The organism is candidate division WOR-3 bacterium, assembly GCA_016867815.1.
In the GTDB taxonomy this organism is placed as follows: Bacteria; Hydrothermota; Tepidihabitantia; order Tepidihabitantales; family Tepidihabitantaceae; genus UBA2258.
Genome location: VGIR01000015.1, coordinates 1 through 21,192 on the forward strand (window position 1 = coordinate 1; position 21,192 = coordinate 21,192).

At 62.3% G+C, this 21,192-nt stretch carries 18 protein-coding genes and 1 pseudogene; 10 read left to right on the forward strand and 9 right to left on the reverse strand.

Annotated features, from left to right (window positions below):
• Positions 1–330 precede the first annotated feature (330 nt).
• From FJY68_03780 to FJY68_03800, 5 genes are all read right to left on the reverse strand, one after another.
• On the reverse strand, positions 331–1,002 hold the full coding sequence (locus tag FJY68_03780) for a transposase (GenBank protein ID MBM3330956.1): 672 nt from the start codon (positions 1,000–1,002) through the stop codon (positions 331–333).
• Between the two features lie 216 nt (positions 1,003–1,218).
• Positions 1,219–2,919: a hypothetical protein gene (locus tag FJY68_03785; GenBank protein MBM3330957.1), complete on the reverse strand. Its 1,701-nt coding sequence runs from the start codon at positions 2,917–2,919 to the stop codon at positions 1,219–1,221.
• Positions 2,920–2,979: 60 nt separating this feature from the next.
• A complete protein-coding gene (locus FJY68_03790; protein ID MBM3330958.1) occupies positions 2,980–5,502 on the reverse strand; it encodes a hypothetical protein in 2,523 nt (840 codons plus the stop codon).
• Entirely contained in the window at positions 5,499–6,617 is a 1,119-nt protein-coding gene (locus FJY68_03795) for a hypothetical protein (protein MBM3330959.1), read from the reverse strand. Before FJY68_03795 ends, FJY68_03790 begins: the two co-directional genes overlap by 4 nt.
• A gap of 503 nt (positions 6,618–7,120) precedes the next feature.
• On the reverse strand, positions 7,121–9,235 hold the full coding sequence (locus FJY68_03800; GenBank protein ID MBM3330960.1) for a hypothetical protein: 2,115 nt from the start codon (positions 9,233–9,235) through the stop codon (positions 7,121–7,123).
• A 279-nt stretch (positions 9,236–9,514) separates the two neighbouring features.
• Here FJY68_03800 and FJY68_03805 point away from each other — a divergent pair, with 279 nt between their 5' ends.
• The 10 genes and pseudogenes from FJY68_03805 to FJY68_03850 all read left to right on the forward strand — a co-directional run bounded on the left by FJY68_03805 (position 9,515) and on the right by FJY68_03850 (position 18,497).
• Entirely contained in the window at positions 9,515–9,910 is a 396-nt protein-coding gene (locus FJY68_03805) for a hypothetical protein (GenBank protein MBM3330961.1), read from the forward strand.
• A 304-nt stretch (positions 9,911–10,214) separates the two neighbouring features.
• Positions 10,215–10,478, forward strand: a pseudogene (locus FJY68_03810) (hypothetical protein).
• A gap of 207 nt (positions 10,479–10,685) precedes the next feature.
• Positions 10,686–11,954: a polymer-forming cytoskeletal protein gene (locus FJY68_03815; protein ID MBM3330962.1), complete on the forward strand. Its 1,269-nt coding sequence runs from the start codon at positions 10,686–10,688 to the stop codon at positions 11,952–11,954.
• 9 nt (positions 11,955–11,963) lie between these two features.
• On the forward strand, positions 11,964–13,373 hold the full coding sequence (locus FJY68_03820; protein ID MBM3330963.1) for an O-acetylhomoserine aminocarboxypropyltransferase/cysteine synthase: 1,410 nt from the start codon (positions 11,964–11,966) through the stop codon (positions 13,371–13,373).
• Positions 13,374–13,387: 14 nt separating this feature from the next.
• A complete protein-coding gene (locus tag FJY68_03825; protein MBM3330964.1) occupies positions 13,388–13,813 on the forward strand; it encodes a four helix bundle protein in 426 nt (141 codons plus the stop codon).
• A 3-nt stretch (positions 13,814–13,816) separates the two neighbouring features.
• Positions 13,817–15,241: a threonine synthase gene (gene thrC, locus FJY68_03830; protein MBM3330965.1), complete on the forward strand. Its 1,425-nt coding sequence runs from the start codon at positions 13,817–13,819 to the stop codon at positions 15,239–15,241.
• Positions 15,242–15,244: 3 nt separating this feature from the next.
• Positions 15,245–16,294 carry a M42 family metallopeptidase gene (locus FJY68_03835; GenBank protein ID MBM3330966.1) on the forward strand — a complete coding sequence of 350 codons (1,050 nt, stop codon included), beginning with the start codon at positions 15,245–15,247 and terminating at the stop codon, positions 16,292–16,294.
• A 28-nt stretch (positions 16,295–16,322) separates the two neighbouring features.
• Positions 16,323–16,718, forward strand: coding sequence for a four helix bundle protein (locus FJY68_03840; GenBank protein ID MBM3330967.1), 396 nt, complete (start codon positions 16,323–16,325; stop codon positions 16,716–16,718).
• A 107-nt stretch (positions 16,719–16,825) separates the two neighbouring features.
• Complete coding sequence (locus FJY68_03845; protein ID MBM3330968.1) at positions 16,826–18,043, forward strand: cofactor-independent phosphoglycerate mutase; 1,218 nt, start codon at positions 16,826–16,828, stop codon at positions 18,041–18,043.
• 160 nt (positions 18,044–18,203) lie between these two features.
• Positions 18,204–18,497, forward strand: coding sequence for a hypothetical protein (locus tag FJY68_03850; protein MBM3330969.1), 294 nt, complete (start codon positions 18,204–18,206; stop codon positions 18,495–18,497).
• A gap of 208 nt (positions 18,498–18,705) precedes the next feature.
• Here FJY68_03850 and FJY68_03855 read toward each other — a convergent pair whose 3' ends face one another.
• From FJY68_03855 to FJY68_03870, 4 genes are all read right to left on the reverse strand, one after another.
• Positions 18,706–19,026, reverse strand: a complete 321-nt coding sequence (locus FJY68_03855) for a hypothetical protein (GenBank protein MBM3330970.1) — start codon at positions 19,024–19,026, stop codon at positions 18,706–18,708.
• Between the two features lie 110 nt (positions 19,027–19,136).
• Positions 19,137–19,670 (reverse strand): DUF4389 domain-containing protein, encoded by a 534-nt coding sequence (locus FJY68_03860; GenBank protein MBM3330971.1) that lies wholly within the window; start codon positions 19,668–19,670, stop codon positions 19,137–19,139.
• Between the two features lie 214 nt (positions 19,671–19,884).
• Positions 19,885–20,133, reverse strand: a complete 249-nt coding sequence (locus FJY68_03865; protein ID MBM3330972.1) for a hypothetical protein — start codon at positions 20,131–20,133, stop codon at positions 19,885–19,887.
• Positions 20,130–21,056: a hypothetical protein gene (locus FJY68_03870; protein MBM3330973.1), complete on the reverse strand. Its 927-nt coding sequence runs from the start codon at positions 21,054–21,056 to the stop codon at positions 20,130–20,132. Before FJY68_03870 ends, FJY68_03865 begins: the two co-directional genes overlap by 4 nt.
• Positions 21,057–21,192 lie beyond the last annotated feature (136 nt).

Sequence of the window (21,192 nt, forward strand, 5' to 3'; positions counted from 1 at the left end):
TGGCGGGTGTGGTTCTGCGATCTTGTGGTGGGTGGGTTAGAGTCGAAGAACGGCAGAATCAGGCGTTGCCCGGCGGCAGAAAACCCGCCGCCCGGCGACAAGGACTGTAACCCATGTCCTGACAATAAAGTGTAACCCATGTCCCGTCCGCGCCGCCCGGGGGACGACCCCTACCCTTGAATTGCGGAGCAGATGCCCGGCTCCAACCTGCTGAATATTAGTCACTTAGGACCGACTCAGTGCCCGGCCCGAATCCCGGTTTCGGGCATCGACTTCGCGGCGTCAGGATGTGTGATCGCTCAGGCTATTTTGGGCTATTTTGGGGACACTTTACTTAATTGACATGGATCGTGGCTTGGGACCTCGCTTGCCGGGGACCAGAACCCGACCGCTCTTGGCTTCGAGTGTCTCAACGAATTCGGGACTGCCCAAAGGTCGCCCGCTGCGCATGTGACGACGTAGAATCTCCGTGTCGGCGCTCTCCTGCTCGGCGCTGAGGTACTCACGCCAGTCACTGACTCGGCCGAGCATCGGCTTCACCTTCACCAGCACGTCATCCCGCTTCCTCACGTGCGCTGCCGCGCTCGACCACGAGTACAGCCAGGGCCGCTCGACCAGCCTCGCCCGTACCGGATTCAGCTCAGCATAGCGGACCGCGGCAAGAAGATACTGCTCGTCGAGCGGGTAGGACGAGAACCGCCCCTGCCACAGATACCCGCGCCAGTTCTCGCGCTGGTTCACACGCACCGTGTACCGGCGATGGGCCTCACCAATCGCTCGGGCAAGCCCCTGCTCGTTCTCGGGCACTGCCACCAGATGCACATGGTTAGACATCAGGCAGTAGGCCCAAACCTCAACCCGCTCCTGCTGACACCATGTGGCCATCAACCGCAGGTAGGCCTTCTGGTCCGCCGAACTGAAGAAGACCGGCTGACGCCGGTTGCCTCGCTGCACAACATGATGCGGTACGCCTGCTGCCACTACTCGCGCGATTCTGGCCACGAACAAGTCTACAGGGAGCTGCATCGGAGTCAACGGCGATTAAGTATTGTGTCCCCGAAATAGGAAGTTGTGCGCTTGAGCTGGCTGAGAGCTTGAGGCTAGTGCGGCGCAGTCGCCGTCCGCCAAACGTGCTTCTGAATCTACTCGGCAAAGTGAGTCCCTGCCACTCCCAAGTACCGGCACCGGGCTCGACACAGGCCGTTCGGCTAGCATCAGCTACCAACTCTTGCTCAGTTGCGCGGTCAGGCGCAGGTCGTTGTACTTCCCGTCGTCACCTGAGTAGGCAGCGTCACTGACGCCAACGCTGGCGTCGCATATCTTCCATATCGGGAATGACGATGTGAAACGCGCATCTATCCGTCTTGCGCCGCCAAAGGTCCCGCCGAGGCTCAGGCTGTTCGTCCACTTCTCGAACAGCGTGTACGATGGAGAAATGTCGAAGTAGATCCGGTTGTCAGATGTAGTGTCCATCACTGCCTCCGACGTGCTGTACCCGCAGCTCGCCGACAAGGACAGCGGGAACTCGAATCCCAGCCCATAGTTCAGGCTTGCGTCCCAACTCGAGTTGTCGGCCGATTCCGACACCGGGCCACGCGCGTCGTTGTAGCTGAAAGAAGCTCCGGGCGAATGCGAGACCTTGCCGGTCTGGAAGCTGTGACCTGCGCTTGCTGAAATCACGCTGCCCTCGAGTATCCTTGTCGCTGCCACGTTGGCCATTGAGTCCAGGCTGTCGCTGCTCTGGGTGTACGGGCTGTAGCTCACTTGCAGGTACGGTAGATTGGGGAACGCCAATCCCAGACTCGCCTCCCAATTGGTGAACCGCGACGTCATGCTCTTCAGCGTGAGCACGCGCATTGCTCTGCCGAGGCCGTCTTTCACGGCCTGAGTCAGCAGGTTGTCATGTTCACTCGTGTATTCGGCCGAGAAAGAGACGGCGTTGTCCAGGAAGCTGCGCTCGATTCCGGCGCCGATGGCCATATTGTCATTGCGCAGGCCCGGCGCGCCCAGCGACTGAAAGCCCGGCCCGACAAACTCGATCTTGCCGTACACCCTCGTATCCAGCGCTTTCAGGGACGGCTTCACCTTGAATGCGTAGTCAACCGAACTCGATATCCGAGGTCTAACCGCACTCGCGGCCCAAGCCGGCATCCAGTCCCCCTTTTCGACCGGCAGCCGCTTGTCCCTGGTCATCTCACATACCGCGACTTCGGATTCCAGCCGAAATGCATCCTTAGCCAGGCTCAGGTTGAACTCCGCGCCCAGAACGTAGTTCTCCTGCGGCCTCACGACTTCATAGGTGTCGGTTGTGTCGTTCGGGTTCGGCTGCTTGTTGCCCGCGGGCGAGGCTGTGTCGTCCCCGGCGTACAAGGCGGTCAGGTAGAAGTGAGTCTCCTCCTTCTTGCCGAATCCGAACCGTCCGGAGTAGAGCATCCGGGCGTACGCCCCCTGGGTCGAGTCCGAAACAGGGACCCGGCGCTGAGTGCGGCCCGCTGCAGCGGCTGTATACAGGTGCCATGGAGTTAGTTCCACGGCGCCGCCCAGCACCGGCGTGCCGGACAGGGTGTATGGCGTCCACGACGGATTGCAGGAGCCCAGTTCCAACCCCTTCAGCGACCAGGCAAACCCCGACAGGTTGGTTTGGGCCTCCAGCCACTTCCTCGGGTTCAGGAAGAGCTTGAACTTGTCCAACTGCTGCCTGAGCGGGTTCTCCTGCGTACTCAAGAGCATGTTGAGACCGAGCGGTACTCCGAAGAGCGAGAGCGTGGGGTTGATGTTGAACCGCAGCTCCGGCGTTGGTTTGACCAGGCTGTCGCCCGTCACCCTGCCATACTCACTGTACATGCTGGCGGAGCCAGAGAACTGCACCGGTCCGGCGCCGAGCGAAACTGCCAATAGCGGCGCGATCAGAGTCAGCACTCTTGACCTCCTGAATCGACTGGCCGTTGTAGCTGCTTCAATTCGGCTACCACCCGGCGGCTAGTGCTGCAGCACTATCGGCCCAGGCTGGGTGAGAGTCTTCACAACGTGTCCGTGTCCGTCGTCGAACTGGAACAGATACCAGTGTTCTCCGGCCGCGAGCGGCGTCTGGTAGACGAACCACATCCCGGCGACCGGTTCTCCACCTCCCGGTATCATCCTTTGTTGCACACCGTCAACCACGGCCGAGTGCTCAACCGGCAAGTCTCCGTCCGGATCACGATAGAGCACGCGATAGACGAAAGGCATCCCGGCCAGGCCGGAGTCAGGCTGCACCTGTCCTGAGTCGAGTACCGGCGCCCGGTTCTCGGCTGTGCCCGTGAACACCGGCTGGGTCAGGCGGTCGTTTCCGGGGTTGCTGTCACCCGCAAGGATGGTCTGGAACGATGCTTCGTAGCTGTTGCCCGGCCCGCCTGGAGTCCAGGCGCTGAATACCACGTCGGCCGTGACCCCGGGACCCAGGCCGTTGACGGTCCGCGTGTCGTGATACACCTGTGTTCCGGCCGAGTCCACCCGGCACGAGACAGTCAGCATGCGGATGGTATCCCGTCCGTAGTTCTCCACGACCGCTTCCGGCGCAACCGGCGTCTGGCCCGGAATTTCCAGCCGTGGGGCCAGGGCGTTCTTCACCCCGGCGTCAGCTCTCTCCTGCGGCCGGCCGGCAATCGCCAGGTTGGCGGCGTTGATGATGCTGTCGTACACCATATTCCCCGTGAAGGTGATGTCGTGGCAGGGGGTGAACCCTTCCGGCGCTTTCCCGCCCGCCGGCCGCACCCGCACGGTCTTGCCTTTGAGCGCGGGCGGTTCGGCCACGAGCACGTCAATCCAGCCGTCGCCCGCGGCCTCGATATGCCCTTTGAGTTTCAGTTCCACGGGTCTGGCCTTGGTTACCCAGCCCGGCTGGCCAAAGCTGTCCAGCTTGATGGAATCAGGAGTAAGTACGCCCCGCACGTTGACCGTGTTGCAGGGCTTCACGAAATCCGGCAGCGGCCTGCCGGGTGGCAGCTTCCACTTCCGCACCGTGCAGAACAGCCACTCCGGATCCTGGATGTGGAACGTCACTACGCCATCCTTCACCTCGCGCACGTGTCCGCGGTAGACTAGCTTCTCGCCACGGGTGTTGATGGTTACGCCGGTCGCGTCGTAGATGCTGTCCGACAGCCGGCCCTTGAGGGATACCCACTTGCAGTAGCCGATGCCGGGCGGCAGTTTGACCCCTTCCTTCATCGTCACGCGGCGCGTGTGGCAGTACTGCCACCCCGGCCTGGTGATGTGCATCGTGAACTCGCCCTTGTCCGGGTCTGCCGACTGGACGTGACCGTAGAAGTTGACTTCGGGAGACTCCCGCTCGTCCGCTCCGCTGATGGTCGGAACCGTGTCCAGGTGGCCTTTGGTAATCGTCACCCACTTGCACTCCTGCAGCCAGTCGGGCAGCGAGTCCGGGGGCTTCCACTTGAAGGTGTAGGTGGATTCCTTCATGAAGTCCGGTCCGCCGAAGTGTACTACCACCAGGCCATTCTCCCGGTCCACGCTCTGGACGTGCCCCCACGCGCCTTCGACATTGAGTGAGACGGTGCTGCTCTTGGCCGTGTAGGTGGTATCCTTCTTCTGCACCAGGATGGTGGCGTCCGAGCAGACGTTGAGCAGGCAGAAGTCGAGTTCCTTCCTTCCCACCTTTATCCGCGAACCCGGGTTCATCACTATCTTTCGCAGCGTGCCGGTGCGGTCTTTGAGCGTCACGGTCTTGGGCCCGTTCGGCTTGGGCTGTTCCACCGCTTCCACGTGGCCGGAGAACCGCTTCCAGGTCTGGGGCTTGTCCGTCTTCTTGATGGCGTCGCTTCTCTCGCTGTCCGCGCTCTTGCCCGCCTCCTGCATTGCGTCCTGCAGGTTCGCTCCCTTTGGCACACTGGCCAGGTCTTCGTTGAATTTGGTCGGCCAGTCCCGGCCGCCCCAGGTGACGGTCCTGTTCTTCTCGTCGATGATGCCGTCGCCGCTGGCTGTCGTCCCGCCGGTGCTCGACTGGGCGATGATGACGTGCGGGTCCGCGTTGGTCACATTGTCGATGAAGTTGCCGCTGTAGCAGGAGTGGTCAACGATGATCACCTTGCAGGTGCAGAGGCTACGCAGCCCGGCTGAGTCCAGAAACCAGCTCACCAGTTCGGACGCGGTCACCGAACCGATGTTGCCCCGCCGGCGGAACTCGAGGTTCCCGCCTGACGCGCTGCCGTGCCCGTTGTAGTAGAAGACGATGGAATCCCCGCACTTCACTCTGCCCTTGAGTCTCTTGATGGCGGCAAGCAACTCGCCTTCGGACTTGGCGCTGTCCATGTTCGTCACCCCGCGCTCGCCGACGAGCCTCGCGAATTCCCGCGCCCAGGCTTCCATCTGCGGACCCATCAGGGGATCTCCACCCGCGGCCCAGATGCCGTAGTTCTCAGCCCGCGCCGGGACCCACAGAAGGAGGACGGCCAGCAGCGCGAAACCCGCCGCCGGACCGACGTCGAATGACGGGTGCCGTCTCATCGCCCGCCCCCTTTCGTCTCCAGGAAGATGACATGCCTGTCTCCGGCCAGCTCCTCGGGCGTCACCCATATCCAGTTGCGGTTCAGGCTCGGCCACCAGTTGCGCACCTCCACGCCCAGCTCCCCGGTGGAGGCGTCCACGAAGACGTAGCGCGTCGGGCGCGCAAAGTAGGAGAGGGGCCGGTCGTTCACCCAACCGAACCAAGTCGGCTTGGAGAAGGTCTTCTGCCACGGGTTGTCGCTCGCCTCAGCCAGGGTGTCGGCCGGCCCCAGCGGCGCCCGGCCGAGAAAGGCCACGACATCGTGGTCCAGGCTCTCCGGCTTGATGACCTGCTTCAGGATGATGGCGACGACCTCTTCGCGCGTCAGCATCCGGGCGGTCTTCCCCATGGCAAGACGCCGAGTTTCGCTTGTCCCGCCCGGGCTGCCGGTCACCTGCCAGGCAAAGTCCTCGCCGGATTCCAGCGCCTGTGCAGAACTCGGGTAGACCAGACTGGTGCCGACCATGTCCCGTTTCTCGAACCACGGCAAGTTGACGCTCATCGCCTCCTCTTTGGTCTGGCCGGGCAGCAGTTGGACCAGCTTCAGGCCAAAGGTCACCCGGCCCGAGGGCCTCGGCACCGGTGGCGCCCAGACGAATTGAGGATACCTCGCTCTGACGGTGTCACCATCACGCGGCGAGATCAGCCTCGGCGGGCCCATCGGCTTCACTTCGAACCCGTTCGAGTCGCCGACATCGAACGGCTTCAGGACGAGTTCGAAGCTGTACCGGCCCTGAGGCAGAGTCCCCTGCCGCGTAAGGAAGGCCTCGTAGCCGGGCGCGGTCTTGGTCTCGTCAATGGTCACGCTGTGGTAGCCAAAGACCTTTGTACCCCGGGTCAGCGAGAACGTCTTCGTCTTCGCCCAGAACACCTGCCCCTGCCGCGCTTCAAGCACGAAACCTTCAAACCAGACGTTGTCGTAGGAGCTGTCGGAAACGACCGTGGCCTTCCACAGGTCTTCGATGCCGTACCGCCCCGGCGGCGGAACTGACAGTCTTACGAGTACCTGCGCGGCCGATGCAACCGCCAGCGAGATCGCTATCATCGCGGCGGCGAGGACGGGTCTGCGTCTCAACGTCTCTCCTTTCGTATCCTCGACGCAGTCAGTCACGCGCCTCGGGTGCCGGCTGCCTCGGCTTCAGTCTTCTGTGGTCAGGGAGCCCGCGTCCGGACCTTTCCGCTGCTCGATTCTACAGGTTGTCGTGGAGTCGCGTCAAGCGAAATCTTCGGGGATGGCTTGACCTCGCTTCAAGTGCGACGGACTAGGTGGTGTCGCTCTGGTCTTCGGCGCACTTGCCTGGCTCCGTAGGTGGTCAATTCTAGATGCGGCACGCAACCATCCCCGGATTCCTCCTCCGTGCAGGCTAGACTCAGGATCTGGCGTGGGGCGGACTGTAGGGCAACGGGCTGAGGAATCAACAGAACCGCAAGTGATCAGGTGACCTAGTGGTCAAGTGGTCCAGTGAGAAGAGAAGGGAGTGAGGAACGGGGTCAGAAGCTCGATGCCGGAGGCGAGAAGCGGAAGGACAGCGGTGCGAGATGTGACAAGGACCTGCGGAATACGGCGGCTTGGTCTCGCTATCGCTGAATGACGAGGCGGGCAGCAGTGCCCGAGCCAGCGCGGAGGAAGTAGACGCCACTCGGCGTGGCTCGCAGGTCGAGTTCCAGGGACCGCACGCCTGACGGCGCAGGAATTGCCTGTTGCACCCGCCCCGCGACATCCACAAGGGTAGCCTGCATCGGCCTCACGAGTGGGCGTGAGAACTCGATGCTGACTCGACCTCGGCACGGGTTCGGCCGGACCGCGACTCCAGCAGCCAGGTTGTAGAGGCCTTCGTATCCGCGTGCCTCATCAACCCCTATCGCCCAGTCGCCGAAGCCGAGAACCAGACCGTTCGCACCCACAGCCCAGGCATGGGTGCTGTCCAGAACGAACACATCGTAGAGGTCAGACGTGAACTTGCTCCCGTCCCAGATCCAGGTCTGACCTCCGTCGCTCGTGCGGAGTATCAGGCCCTTCTTTCCGACAATCGCGCCATGCAGCGAGTCACAGAAGGCAATTGCCTGTAGCCCGGAGTGCACCACACCGCCATTCCAAGTCATACCGCCGGTGGTCGTCTCGAACAATTCTGAATCAGAAATGGCCCAACCGGTTGTCAGGCTGGTCATCTTCAGGCGCTTCACGCCGATACCGGTCGCGATGATGGTCCACGAATCACCGCCATCGGTGGTGCGGCGGATGTTGCTACGGGAGTCGATTACCCACCCATTGAGCATATCAAAGAAGCTGATGTCAAACGGCTCCCCGTAGCCTCTAGTCCCGAGCGTATCCATGTCGAGCCATGTTGTGCCGCCGTCGGTGCTACGTAACGAGTTGCCATCCGGTGTCCATACACCGGGATGCCATATGTGTCGGTCGACGCGCGCAAACCGTGAGGACCCGATCGGCGATGCTCCGTAGTCAAAGTAGATGGGGTTAATTGAGGCCCACGAATCTCCGGCATCGGTCGTGAGTCCAAGCGCGAAGTGTCCGTACCACCACATATTCATAGGGTCGTACTCGCTGTACGCTCCTGCCACGAAGGCTGCCGACTCATCAAGAGCCAGCACGTCGCTCACTGGACTTACTGGAGGTCCGGCCGACGCCGGAACCCAATACCTTCCTCCGTCGGAGGTCCGAGCCGGCCAAAGAGCTGACGCCGCCCAACCGTGGAGGCTGTCGATGAAGTCAACGTTGCGGAGCGTCGCGCCAGACTGTGGCTTCGCTCGATCCCACGAAATGCCCGAGTCAGATGACGACCAGATTGCGCCACCGTCTCCGCAAACCCACGCGCGCTCGCCTCGCACGGCTGAGATGTCGCGAAACGCCTCTATCTGAGACGCCCCCGACCTGTGGCATAACGGTGGCTCATAGACGACCCATCCTCGTTCCTCAACTCCACACACGCGGCCTTCTGGGCCGATGTCACAGGCAACGCCGCGAGTGGTGTACCCGGTGAGAGAATCCCACGATGCGCCACCGTCAGTGGTGGCTGACCAGCCACAGACGAAGTAAGTATGGAAGCCCGAATTGAAGGAGCTCCGCCAAGCGCAGACTCCCGTATCCTGATTGGTGAAGCCAAGGCAGTCAACCCCACCAGAGGAGTACGGAAGGGGTACTTCGCCGACATAGCTCCAATGCTGTCCCGCATCGGTAGTACGATAGATTAGTGTCATAAGAGAGCACCATCCGTTCAGGCTGTCGGTGAACCACGAATTGTCATACGGCCGCCCCTTCAATGACCAAGTTAGCCCGCCGTCTGAACTGCGTAGATTCCTGTCGTTAATCACGACCCAGATGCAGTGACGTGTGATGAACCGAATCCGGCCACCGACGTACTGAACGTAGGTGGAATCCCAAGTCCCGCCATTATCAGTTGTACGATAGATGATGTCACCCTCGGCCGTGATGAGGCCGAAGCTCTGGTCCCAGAACTCGACGTCAACGAGATTGCGGGTCGTGAAACGAGGCACGCGGCGCCAGCACCCGCCGTTGTCCTCGGAGTAGAAGAACAGACCGTCCTGCCCGACCGCCCAGACATGGCTGCCGACGCTTGAGATGCCGGACAGCCTGCCGCCGGACAGGTAGTGCCACTCGTCGGCGGCCGCCGTCGCCGCGATGGCGCAGACCGCGAACAGCGCAAGTCGCTTCATGTTGTCCCCAAGAGGGTCGCATTAGTCTAGCTCTCGGCTGACCCCTGTCAAGCCGTCGGCCGATGATGCTGGACCCCGAATCCGATGTTGAGCCACGAAGACACCAGGAACGTCAAGCAGACAGAACTGTCTTCCGTCCTCACCCGCTCTATGTCTTGGAGCCTTGGTGGTGAATTCCTGTGTCGCATTCCGGGCTGAACCGGAGGCCTTGACCTGCGGCTGAGTTTGGGTAGAGTGTGGCTCGTGCTTAGGCAACCGATAGCATCTTCTGGAGGCGCGATGAAAGCCCGGACCCCTTTCCTTCTCCTGCTCGGACTGCTGGTGCTCCCGCTGGCCGGAGGTTGTGGGTCCGGCCGCGACCCTGCGGCGATCAAAGGCGGGCCTAGCGACTGGTTCTGGACCGGCTTGATTGCGGTCATCTCGCTCGCCGTAGGATTCCTCATCGGCGCGACGATGTCGCGGAGCGGAGGCCTCCAACTCAGCCATCGCCGTCACCGGAGCCGACGCCGCACCGAGTCCGGCTGGAACCGAATCTCGCAGCGCATCAAGGACGGGACGAGTCAGGGGTTGGCCGACTGGCGCAACTCCGGGAGCTCCGAAAACCCGGACTGGGCCGACCTCAGCCGCAGGATTGAGGAACGTGTCATCGAGGAGATGCGCAAACACCACGACTAGCTCCCACCTCCGCTCCGTCCCGTAGTCACACCACCCAGGCACCGGCACTTCCTCTCCTCGTTTCTGTCCCGATCCCGTTGTCTCATCCCTTCAGCTTCGCACGCAGTGAACCCCAGATCCGCCATACGGAAGCCAACCACAAGAGCAGAAAGACGTTCGAGGGTCCGAATGGATATGTCCGGTGCATGCCTGGTGCTCTTGGCGTCTTGGCGGTTCAGTGCCGAGTTCAGGGTTGGACCGGGCACTTGACCGCCGCGTTTGGCGCGGTAGAGTATGGAGCTCGATCAAAACCGGAGGTGTCGCTATGATGCACAATTGGTCCAAGATCCTGCTGGTCGGACTTCTGGTCCTGCTGGTCGCCGGCTGCGCGCCCGGAAACGCCAGATACAGCGTTGAGACGGGCCGACCCGCCAACTTCTGGGCCGGGCTGTGGCACGGCCTGATCATCGTCATTACGTTCATCGTCAGCCTGTTTGCGAGCGACGTCCGCATCTACGAGGTGAACAACGTCGGCTGGGGCTACAACCTTGGCTTCATCCTCGGCTGCTGCATATCTCTCGGCGGTGGCGCCCGCAGCGTCAGGCACCGCAAGGCCAAGAAGCGCGACTGGGACGAAGTCGGCGACCGAATCGCCGCCAAGGTCCGCGCCCAGTTCGCCGACGAGATGAAACGCGATGAACCGGACTGGGACGAGTTCAGCCGCCAGGTTGAGACCCGCATCCGGGACGAGTTCAAGAAATGGAAGGATTGAACTGACGTGCGGTTTGGCACAGCAATGAGCGAGAAAGGGATAAAGGGACAAAGGGATCGCGGGGCGAAGTTCCGGGACCGGGCACTCTATCCCTTTCTCCCTCGATCCCCCTGTGCCTTTGCCCTTCTCTCTTCACTCTTCACCCTTTCCTTTGCCGCCCAGTTCGTCGGCGAACCGAGCTACACGTTGCCGGCCGATGAGACGCGCATCGGCGACATCTACTTCAGCGGAACGATGCTCCGCATTGAGGGTCGGCTCGACGGTTCGGTACTGGCGGGATCCCAGACCATCAACGTTTCCGGCCCGGTCACGCGCAACCTCTTTCTCGCGGCTCAGAATATCGACGTGTCGGGCGCGGCGGCCGGCGACCTGGTCGCGATCGGCGCGACCCTCACCGTCAGCGGCCGCATCGGCGGTGCGGTCCGGGCCGGTGCCGGCGCGATCTACATCAACGGCGGCGTCGGTCAGGACGTGCTGGCCGGCGGCGCCGCGCTGGCCATCGGCAAGAATGCTGAGGTCCGCGGCGACGTAGTTGCCGGCTGTCAGAAGCTCGAAATCGCCGGCACGGTGCGCGGTGACGTAAAGGCGGTCGCCAATGAAGTCGTGATATCCGGCTCGATTGACGGCGATGTGGACGTGACCGTGGCCGACAAGCTGTCACTCACTCCCGACGCCCGCGTCTACGGCAACCTGCGCTACCGCTCGAGCAAGACGCTCGATGTCGCCAACCCCGACAACGTATTCGGTAACATCGAGCACGTGCAACTCCCCACGCCAAAGGAAATCGAGGACCTCAGGCAGATGAAACCCCGACCGGGGATGCTCGTCAGGTTCTTCCTGCCGTTTACGATTCTCTCGATAGTCGGAGCGCTGGTGGTCGGGTTCCTGCTCGTGGCAATCTGGAAGCATGCCCTCAACGAAGGTCTGACTCGCTCGCTCGGTCACTGGGGCCGGACCCTCGGCTTCGGCGCCATCGGGTTCCTTATCGGCCCGATGAGCATCGTGGTGGCGTTCGCGCTCATCATAACCATTCCTGCCGGCCTCATCGCCCTGGCCGCATACATTGTCTGCCTCTACGTGGCCAAGGTGCTCGCCGGCATGTTCACCGGCCGGCTGTTGTTCCGGATCTTCGGCTCGCCCGAGGTCTCGCTCTGGTGGGCCGCTCCGGTTGGCATCGCCATCGTATTCGCCCTGTGCGCCATCCCCTACGCGGGGTGGGCATTCTGGCTCGCAAGCATGGCTGTTGGTTTCGGGGTCCTTGCCGAACTGCTCGGCATGTCCCGCACCGCCTAGGAGGAAAACATGGCCCATTCAACGCCGCCCTCGCCGAGCGAGGGCGTACAGAAGTACATCGACCGCGCCAACCAGGCGCTTGAGGTCCGCAAACAGGATATCGCGCGGGCGAAGAAGCGCCGCTTCGACACCATCGCGGTTCACGGCCTCTATACCGCGACCGAGGCGATTGAGAAGAACCAGGGCGCGATCATCGAGCCGGTTTTCGCCAGCTCCGGTCAGGCCTACCGCGATTCGGACGAGATGGAGGCCGCGCAGGCGGGCCAGATCCCGACCTGGGCCTACATCCGCATCCATAACCCGACGCTCGGCTACCTCGAGGACACGCTCGCCCTGCTCGAGGCCTACGGCACCGAGGTGGACGCGGGCTGTGTGGTCTATTCATCCGGCATGGCGGCAATCGAGAACTTGACCGACACGCTGCTCGTCAAGCAGGGCAGCGACCCCATCAACTTCGTCGCCCAGTGCCAGATATACGGCGGAACCTTCCAGCAGTTCAACGTCCGCAAGATGCAGGAACGCGGCATCGAAGTGCGCTGGATTCTCGACCCGAACAACCTCGACGAGTGGCGGTCGAAGATCGACAGGAACACCCGGTTCCTGTACGGCGAGCTGCCCTCCAACCCCGGCCTGGTGTTCTTCGACCTGAAGAAGACGGTCGACCTGGCCCACGAACACGGGCTGCCGTACATCGCCGACTCGACCATCGCCACGCCCGCGCTGCTGCGGCCGCTCGCCTACGGCGCCGACATCGTGGTTCACTCGGTGACCAAGACGATGAGCGCGTCCGGCACCGGCACGGCCGGCGCCATCATCGCCCGCAAGTCGATTCCCTCGAACGTGGACAACGACCGGATGAAGGCTGACCTCTGCACCTACCTGCGCGAGTACCCGCACCGCGACCAGGGCGGTTGCCTACACCCGTACCAGGCACTGTCGTCAATTAATGACCTGCGCACCCTGCGCACCCGCGTGGACGTCTGGTCGCAGAGCGCGCTCAAGGTGGCCCGGTTCCTGCAGAAGCAGCCGGGAGTCACCAACGTCAACTACCTCGGCCTCGAGGACCATCCGCTTCACCCGCTGGCGAGCAAGTACCTCTGGCTGGCCGACTCCGAGTACGACGACCGTTACGGGAAGAAGGTGAACCGCTACGGACATCTACTCTCGTTCCGCGTGAAGGCAGGGCCCCAGGCCGCGCGCAAGGTCTTTGACCGGCTGCAACTCATCATGCGCGTAACGGACCTTGGCCGCGTGAAGTCCATCGCCACCATTCCCTCAATCTCTACTCACCTGCAGCAGGGCGAGGAAAGCCGCAAGATGGCCCACATCCCGCCCGACCTTATCCGGCTCTCGGTCGGAGCAGAGCATCCGGACGATATCGTAGCGGACTTAGAGCAGGCGTTGAGCGGAGCGAAGTAGATAGGGATCGAGAGATCAAGGGATCGAGTGATCGAGAGAAGCTCAGGAGCTACCGCGACCTCAAAGTGTGGCAGCGGAGCTACGCCACATCGCTGAAGGTGTATCGCCTGACCATCGGCTTTCCTGCAGGTGAGCTGTACGGCCTCGTGTCGCAAATGCGCCGAGCCGCCATCTCAATTCCATCGAACATCGCGGAGGGGTACGGGCGTCACAGTTCGGCCGAGTTTCTCCGGTCGCTGCGCATAGCCTATGGATCGAACTGTGAGTTGGAAACGCAGGTTATGATTGCCTGCGATCTGCGCCTGCTGACGGCCGAAGATTCCAAGGGTCTCCGGAACGACATCCACGAGGTGGAGCTAATGCTTGCCAGCCTGATGCGCACCATCAAGCGTCGCTCGATCTCTCGATCTCTGGTTCCCTCGATCTCTGAAAAGAGGTGACTGATCATCCTTCTCTACAGCACCAACCTACATTCCCCGGACGTGGACTTGAAAGGCGCTCTTCTCCAGGGCCAGGCCCCGGACAAGGGTCTCTACATGCCGCGCGAGATTCCGAGAATCCCGCTCGACGAGATTGTCGGGTTCCGCGACAAGAGCTACCCCGAGATCGCCTTTGCCGTCCTGAAGCGTTACACCCAGGGCCTGATCCCCGATGACGAACTGGTGCGGCTGTGCGCCGAGTGCTACAACTACGACGTGCCGCTGGAAAAGGTGTACGACCGGAACTACCTTATGCGGCTCGACCAGGGCCCGACCGCGAGTTTCAAGGACTTCGCGGCCCGGATGATGGCGCGGATGATGCGCTACTTCCTGAAAATGGGGACTGTACCTCCTGGTGGACTGTCCCCATTTTCGAATTCGGATCGTGTCTCAGACCATTCGGACAATCTCGTCATCCTCACGGCCACCTCCGGTGACACCGGCTCGGCGGTCGCCAACGCCTTCCACAACGTGGACGGTATCTCGATGGTGGTGCTCTTCCCGATCAAGGAGGTCTCTGACCGCCAACGGAAGCAGATGACCACACTCGGCGGTAACGTCTCGGTCATCGGCGTGGACGGTCAGTTCGACGACTGCCAGGCTCTGGTCAAGCTCGCCTTTGCCGACCCGGCACTGAAGCGTATCCGCTTCTCGTCGGCCAACTCCATCAACATCGGCCGGCTTCTGCCGCAGGCGGTCTACTACCTGTATGCCTGGGCCAAGCTGCAGGAGAAGGGCGAGGCAGCGGTCATCTCGGTTCCATCCGGCAACTTCGGCGACATCTGCGGCGGCCTGATTGCCCGGCAGATGGGTCTGCCGGTCGCACGCTACGTCATCGCCACCAACGCCAACGATGAGTTCCCGAAGTTCGTCGCCACGGGCAGGTACGAGAAGATCGTACCCTCGCGCGTCTGCATCTCCAACGCGATGAACGTCGGCCACCCGTCCAATCTGCCGCGGCTCGTGGCCTTGTATGGTGGCGCGATGGATGAGCAGGGCAAGGTCTCCAAGGAGCCAGACTTTGCGGCGATACGGCGCGACATCTACGCCGTCAGCATCGACGACGAAGGAACCCGACAGGCAATCAAGGACGCCTGGGCCAGGTACAAAACGATGCTCGAGCCGCACGGCGCGGTCGGCTGGGCCGGACTGGTCCGCTACCTGGAACCCTTGAATCCTGGAATCCTTGAATCCTCCCCTCTGGCCATCTCCATCGAAACCGCCCACCCGGCCAAGTTCCCCGAGGAAATCCAGCGTTTGCTCAGCGTCGACCCGCCGCTGCCGCCCTCGCTCGCCGGCCTCGACACTAAGCCGGAGCACTACGAGAAGGGTCCGAATGACTACGGGTGGTTCTCCGATTTCCTTAATCGGAAGTTCCCAAGAGGTTGAGTCATGCGCATAGATGAGAAACTGACCGAGTACGTAGTTGAGCAGGTCGTCCGGCTGGTCAAGACACCCAGCCTGGCTGGCCACACCGACCAGGCCATCAGCTACGTTGAACAAGAGCTGACCCGGTCCGGCATCAAGAACCGTCGCACCGGGCGCGGCGCGCTGCTGGCAACGCTTGAGGGCCGGGAGCCCGGCCCGCACCGGGCGCTGACCGCCCACGTAGATACATTGGGCGCGATGGTAAAGGAGGTGTCGAGCGACGGCTCGCTCGTGTTCACACCGGTCGGCGGCTACGCACTGGGCACGGTCGAAGGTGAGTACGTGACGATCGAACCCGGCTCAGGGAAGCCCCTCCGCGGCACCATCCTGTTCGACGAGCCGTCCGCCCACGTCAGCAAGAAGATAAACGACACCAAGCGCGAGTTCGACAACATGAGAATCCGTCTCGACTCCGAGGTTCACAACGAAAAGGACGTTGCGAGGCTCGGCATCGCAGTCGGCGACTACGTTCACTTCGACCCACGCTGCGAGGTGACCGAGACCGGGTTCGTCAAAACCCGTCACCTCGACGACAAAGCCGGAGTGGCGTGTCTGCTTGGTTCTCTGAAGGCACTGGCCGATTCAGGAACGCGTCCGCGCCTGACGACGCACTTCTTGTTCAGCACGTCAGAAGAGGTCGGGTTCGGCGCCTCAGCGGGAATCCCAAACGAAGTCACGGAACTGGTCGCCGTTGACATGGGCGCGGTCGGCAAGGGTCAGGAGTCGGACGAGTACTCGGTCTGCATCTGCGCCAAGGACTCAACCGGGCCGTTTGACTACGCCTTGCGGCAGCGGCTGGTGAAACTGTGCCGCTCGAAGAAGATACCCTTCAAGGTCGACATCTACCCGTTCTACGGCTCGGACGCAGCCGTTGCCGTACGGGCCGGGTTGGATGCAGTCACCGGGCTTATCGGCCCGGGCATCAACGCATCGCACAACCTCGAACGGACTCACCGCAAGGCCCTGGCCGCAACTGTCCGGCTGATTCTCGCGTACGTCATGGGAGAGAAGTGATCAAGTGGTCTAGTGGTCGAGTGATCTAGTGGCAGACAGAACACAGGTAAGGACCTATCAGGACTTGACCGCGTGGCAGAAGGCGTTTAACTTGTGCGCCGACGTCTATCAGGCCACGAAGCGGTTTCCCCGAAGTGAAGTCTACGGGCTCGCCGGTCAGATGCAGCGGGCCGCCGTGTCCATACCATCAAACATCGCCGAAGGCTTCGGACGACGCACGACAGCCGATTTCCTGCGCTCGCTCTACATTGCCTACGGCTCAATCTGTGAACTCCAGACCCAGGCGCTTCTAACGACGAAGCTGTGCTACCTGTCTGACAAAGAGTCTGCGCCGCTGCTTCAGTCGATTGGCGACACCGAACGTCTGACGAAGGCTCTCATCCGCGCGCTCGAGCGTAAGCTCTCTTCGCCTTCCTCCACTTGACCACCGGACCACTTTCCTCTCCCTCCCATGACCACTGGACCACTAGAACACTCGACCACTGTCCGCTCCCGTCACTTGACCACTAGACCACTGGGCCACTAGACCACATGCGTTATGTCGTCTTTCTCGCCGACGGCGCTGCCGACTTTCCGGTCCCCGAGCTCGGTGGAAAGACCCCGCTGCAGGTAGCAAGGAAGCCCGCTATCGACCGCATCGCCCGGCTCGGCCGCTGCGGCTCGTTCGTCACGGTTGACGAAGACATGCCGCCCGGTTCCGAGGTCGCTAACCTGACCGTGCTCGGGTACGACCCGCACGAATGCTACCAGGGCCGCGGCGTCATCGAGGCCGCTTCGATGGGCGTCAAGCTGAACGACGCCGACATCGCGATGCGTTGTAACCTGATCTGCGTCGCGGACGGCCGAGTCAAGAACCACTCGGCCGGCCACATCTCAACCGAAGAAGCGCACAAGCTCATCCGCCACGTTGACCGCTACATCGGCGGCGACGACGCCCACTTCTTCCCCGGCATCTCCTACCGACACCTGATGGTGCTCGACCAGGGCTCTACCGACTTCGACTGCTTCCCGCCCCACGACCATGTCGGCGAGAAGGTCGAGGACCTGATGATTGTCCCGAAGTCCGAAGAGGCCAAGCCGACGGTCGCCCGGCTGAACGACATGATTCGTGGTTCTTGGAACCTGCTGCCGCACCACTCGGTCAACCGGGAACGGGTCAAAGCCGGGAAAGACCCGGCCAACTCCATCTGGTTCTGGTCACAGGGCCGCAAACCCAAGATGAAGACCCTGAAGGAACAGTACGGCATCACCGGCGCGGTCATCTCTGCGGTCGACCTGATCAAAGGACTCGGCGTCTACGCCGGGCTCGACGTAATCGACGTACCCGGCGCGACCGGTCTCATTGACACCAACTATGAAGGCAAAGCCGACGCCTGCCTGAATGCGCTCGCAGACCACGACTTCGTCTTTGTCCATGTTGAGGCATCGGACGAAGCAGCGCACGCCAAGGACTTGAAGCAGAAGATCCTTGCCATCGAGTATCTCGACTCGCGCCTGGTCACGCGGGTGATGAAGGGGGTTGAGGAGAAAGGCATCGCGGCCACGGTTGCGGTCCTGCCTGACCACATGACGCCGGTTGCCGAGGGCAATCACGTCCACGGTCCGGTTCCGGTCGCGATACTGACTCCGGACGTCGCACCCGACTCAGTCCAGGCGTACGACGAAGCCGCCTGCGCTTCAGGTTCCCTCGGAATGCTGCACGGCTCCGACTTCATCAGAACTGTCTTGAACCGAAACTCCGGTCGCTAGACCACTGGGTCACTTGACCACTGCGCCCCTTCTCCTCGTCCTCGCCCTTCTCGGCCAACCGCCACTGTCCAACATGCCCGACTCGCTGCGCCGTCCTCCGCTCGATCCCTTGATCTCTCGATCTCCTGATTCCTTTCCTCACACTCGACCACTGGACCACTTGACCACGAGGCCGATTTCTCCTGAGCCCGACCGCTGGCTCGCTATAGACAAGTTCTGGCACTTCTCGGCCAGCTTCGTCACCGTCGGCGCGGCGTATCACTTTGGCAGGGACCGAGTCAACCTCTCACAGCCGTTGTCCACGGGAATTGCGACGGGCGGTATCCTGACACTGGGTGTCACAAAAGAGCTCTACGACCTGGTCGGCCCGGAAAAGCACTTCTCCTGGAAGGACCTGGTGGCCGACGCAGCCGGTATCTGCGCCGGTTACTTCGCCTTCATCCACCGCTACTGAGGGAGTCGGGTTCAGGGATTCACGGGCTCCTGGGTTCCCGTGCCGGATTCGACTCAGACCCCGGAATCCGCGAACCCCTCTGCCAGAATCAGGCGGGCGGTGCTGGGCTACTGAGCTCGACCCCGACGGCGTCCGTGAGAGGAAAAACGCCGGACAAGGAGTTCGGCACCGCCCGCCCCAATGAGAACTGCCGTGCGACGGCGACCGCTCACGACTCGCTCGGGCGATTCGGACGAATCGCGACTTCGAAAGCAAGCGGTCCGAACTGCGGCCGCACAACCACCCCAGACCCGTCCGCCGAAGCGCTCTCCATCACGAAGGCGCAGTTGAACGGCAGATCAAGGCAGAAGTGGCCGGGCGTCGTCACCAACTCGTCGTTTGCCGGCGTTGCGCACCGGGCGATCTTGAACCCGACGAGTGTCGTACCGGTCCCGACACTGAACTGCACCAACACCTGCTGCGGCTGCGGGGCGCTCGCGTAGGCCGCGCCCATTGCTGCCAGCAGCATCACTGCAGCAAAACACCTCATCTTCGCCTCACTTCTGAGGACGGGGACAAAGGGATACAGGGACAAAGTGCCGAGCACACGTCCGACACTCGATCCCTTGATCCCTTTATCTCTCGATCCCTGTCCGTATCTCATGCTTCAATACTGAACGGCGGATACTTGTCTGTCGCGAACAGCACCGCGTACCACACCACGCGTGCCTGCCAGCGCATCACCCCGACCACGAAATCGAACAGCGGCCGCGGATACCGGCCGGTGAAGAGGATGGCGAACCAGGCGATGATGACGCAGACGTATGCGGCGATGTTGACGAAACAGAGGACGACGATGTGCGGGATGACGAGGAACCACTTCACCAGCGGCAGCCAGCGGTTCAGCTCGGTCTTCACCTCCGGGTAGGCGACGTCGAGGTGCACTGCCTGCTCCTCGTCGGTGGAAGGGTACTCGTCCCGCAGTAGCCCGAAGTACGCACTCACCCGGAAGACGAACCGGTTCAGGTTCAGGTTCCAGTCGAACCACCAGCGAGGGTACTTCTGCCGGAAGAGGATCATCAGCAGCGCCGGCGCGACTACGCATCCCGCTGTCGCCCACGCGACATCTCCACCCGCGCCATCAAAACCCCATCGGTACTCGCTGCCGACGAGCAGCGCTACCAGCAACGCCATGGGGATGACCAGGATCAGCCTGAAGAACGCGGTCGCTCGGTCGCGCGGTCCCTCTTGGTAGTCAATGCTCAAACTGACCGGATACTGTTCGCTATTCACTGGGCCTCCGTCGCCGCTTGCGCTGCCGACGGCTGCGACGCGCACCTAGACGCCCGTATCACCGCCGCTGCTGCTGCCAGAATTGCCTTCATATCATTTCCTCCGCTTGCCGCTGCTAGTACCAGGACTCCGGGCCCGCCTCACCCAGGCTCGCCACGCTGGGCAGGGACGAAGCCCTCACGACTACCTCGGGCATCTGGTTCGCCCGGACAACGACCTCGGGCACGACCGTGGGGACGCCGGCGCCGGCCACGTCGCTGATCTCGACCGTGTAGGGCCCTTCCGCGCGCCGGGGACTGGAAAGCGCCCACGCGGCGGCCGCCACCAGGGCAACAATCGCCGCGGTGAGGAACAATGTCTTCATTTCTTCTCCTTGGCTGCCTTGCGCCGGTATGTCGCCTCCTCGCGGTCCGCCCGTCGCCTCATTTCCCTCACCTTGTCCATGTCCACCCAGGCACGCTGGACCTCGTAGAAAGTATCGTCGGTTACGTACCGGCGACTCAGGTTACGCAACTCGACTCCCAGCTCCTCTTTCGACTTGCCGGACCAGATGAGCTGCGAGGCCCGGTCGAAGATAAACTCGTGGAACGCGCCGGAAAACGCCTGCATCGCCAGATACGGGTCCTTTATCCAGACCGCGCGGTGCACGCCGGCTCCGTCCTTCTTCAGGAGCGAGTAGAGCGCCTCTCGGCTGTCCACGATTATGTTCATCCAGTCGGCCTTCCATATCTCAAGGTGGAGAGCGGGCTTCTTCGGCGCGATTACCTCGCAGCCTTTGATTTCGCCCGGCAGGTAGGTCAACGCCCAGATTTGCACTCCCCGCTTCGCCGCCGCCTCCAGGTCGCCGCGCAGGTGATCTAGCGGCGTCGGAAAGATATCAACGAGCGCGACCCTCTTCGCCTCGCGCAGCAGCGTCCGGGCCCGGCCGTAGACCTGGTCGGGCGTAGTGAGCTGGTATATCCCGCCCTCCACCCCGCCCGCGGCAAGCCCCTTCAACTCCTCCTCGAGGTGGCCGCGCATCGTATCCAGCCTGCGCTTCATGCCGTCGAAGAACTCGCTCACCGGCAGCGCGGTGTAGGTCCGGCCGCGCCCGGTCTCATCCACGATAATCGCGCCCTTCTTGTGCAGGGCGTCCAGCGCCTTGTAGGTATTCGGCACCGGCTTGCCCGCCAGCCGCGCAATCCGGTACCCGGTCGCCTTCGGCTCCTGCAAGAGCGCCACGTACACCGCCGCCTCGGCGCCCGAGAACCCGAGCTCGGTCAAATGGTCAATCACACTTTCTTTCATCTTCTAGTCCTTAGGTTCGTTGTCTATCACAACCATTAGTAATCAAATACTACTAATGTTCTATCGGCTGTCAACAGCTATTTTAGGGCCGGGTTAGAGGCGGAGGGGTTCTGGTCGGGAGGCCGGCGCCGGCCAG

Excerpts from the sequence above, each read along its gene's own strand:
- FJY68_03790 (MBM3330958.1), bottom strand. The coding sequence starts at position 5,502 with ATGAGACGGCACCCGTCATTCGACGTCGGTCCGGCGGCGGGTTTCGCG.
- FJY68_03800 (MBM3330960.1), bottom strand. The coding sequence starts at position 9,235 with ATGAAGCGACTTGCGCTGTTCGCGGTCTGCGCCATCGCGGCGACGGCG.
- FJY68_03805 (MBM3330961.1), top strand. The coding sequence starts at position 9,515 with ATGAAAGCCCGGACCCCTTTCCTTCTCCTGCTCGGACTGCTGGTGCTC.
- FJY68_03815 (MBM3330962.1), top strand. The coding sequence starts at position 10,686 with ATGAGCGAGAAAGGGATAAAGGGACAAAGGGATCGCGGGGCGAAGTTC.
- FJY68_03820 (MBM3330963.1), top strand. The coding sequence starts at position 11,964 with ATGGCCCATTCAACGCCGCCCTCGCCGAGCGAGGGCGTACAGAAGTAC.
- FJY68_03835 (MBM3330966.1), top strand. The coding sequence starts at position 15,245 with ATGCGCATAGATGAGAAACTGACCGAGTACGTAGTTGAGCAGGTCGTC.
- FJY68_03845 (MBM3330968.1), top strand. The coding sequence starts at position 16,826 with ATGCGTTATGTCGTCTTTCTCGCCGACGGCGCTGCCGACTTTCCGGTC.
- FJY68_03855 (MBM3330970.1), bottom strand. The coding sequence starts at position 19,026 with ATGAGGTGTTTTGCTGCAGTGATGCTGCTGGCAGCAATGGGCGCGGCC.
- FJY68_03860 (MBM3330971.1), bottom strand. The coding sequence starts at position 19,670 with ATGGCGTTGCTGGTAGCGCTGCTCGTCGGCAGCGAGTACCGATGGGGT.
- FJY68_03865 (MBM3330972.1), bottom strand. The coding sequence starts at position 20,133 with ATGAAGACATTGTTCCTCACCGCGGCGATTGTTGCCCTGGTGGCGGCC.
- FJY68_03870 (MBM3330973.1), bottom strand. The coding sequence starts at position 21,056 with ATGAAAGAAAGTGTGATTGACCATTTGACCGAGCTCGGGTTCTCGGGC.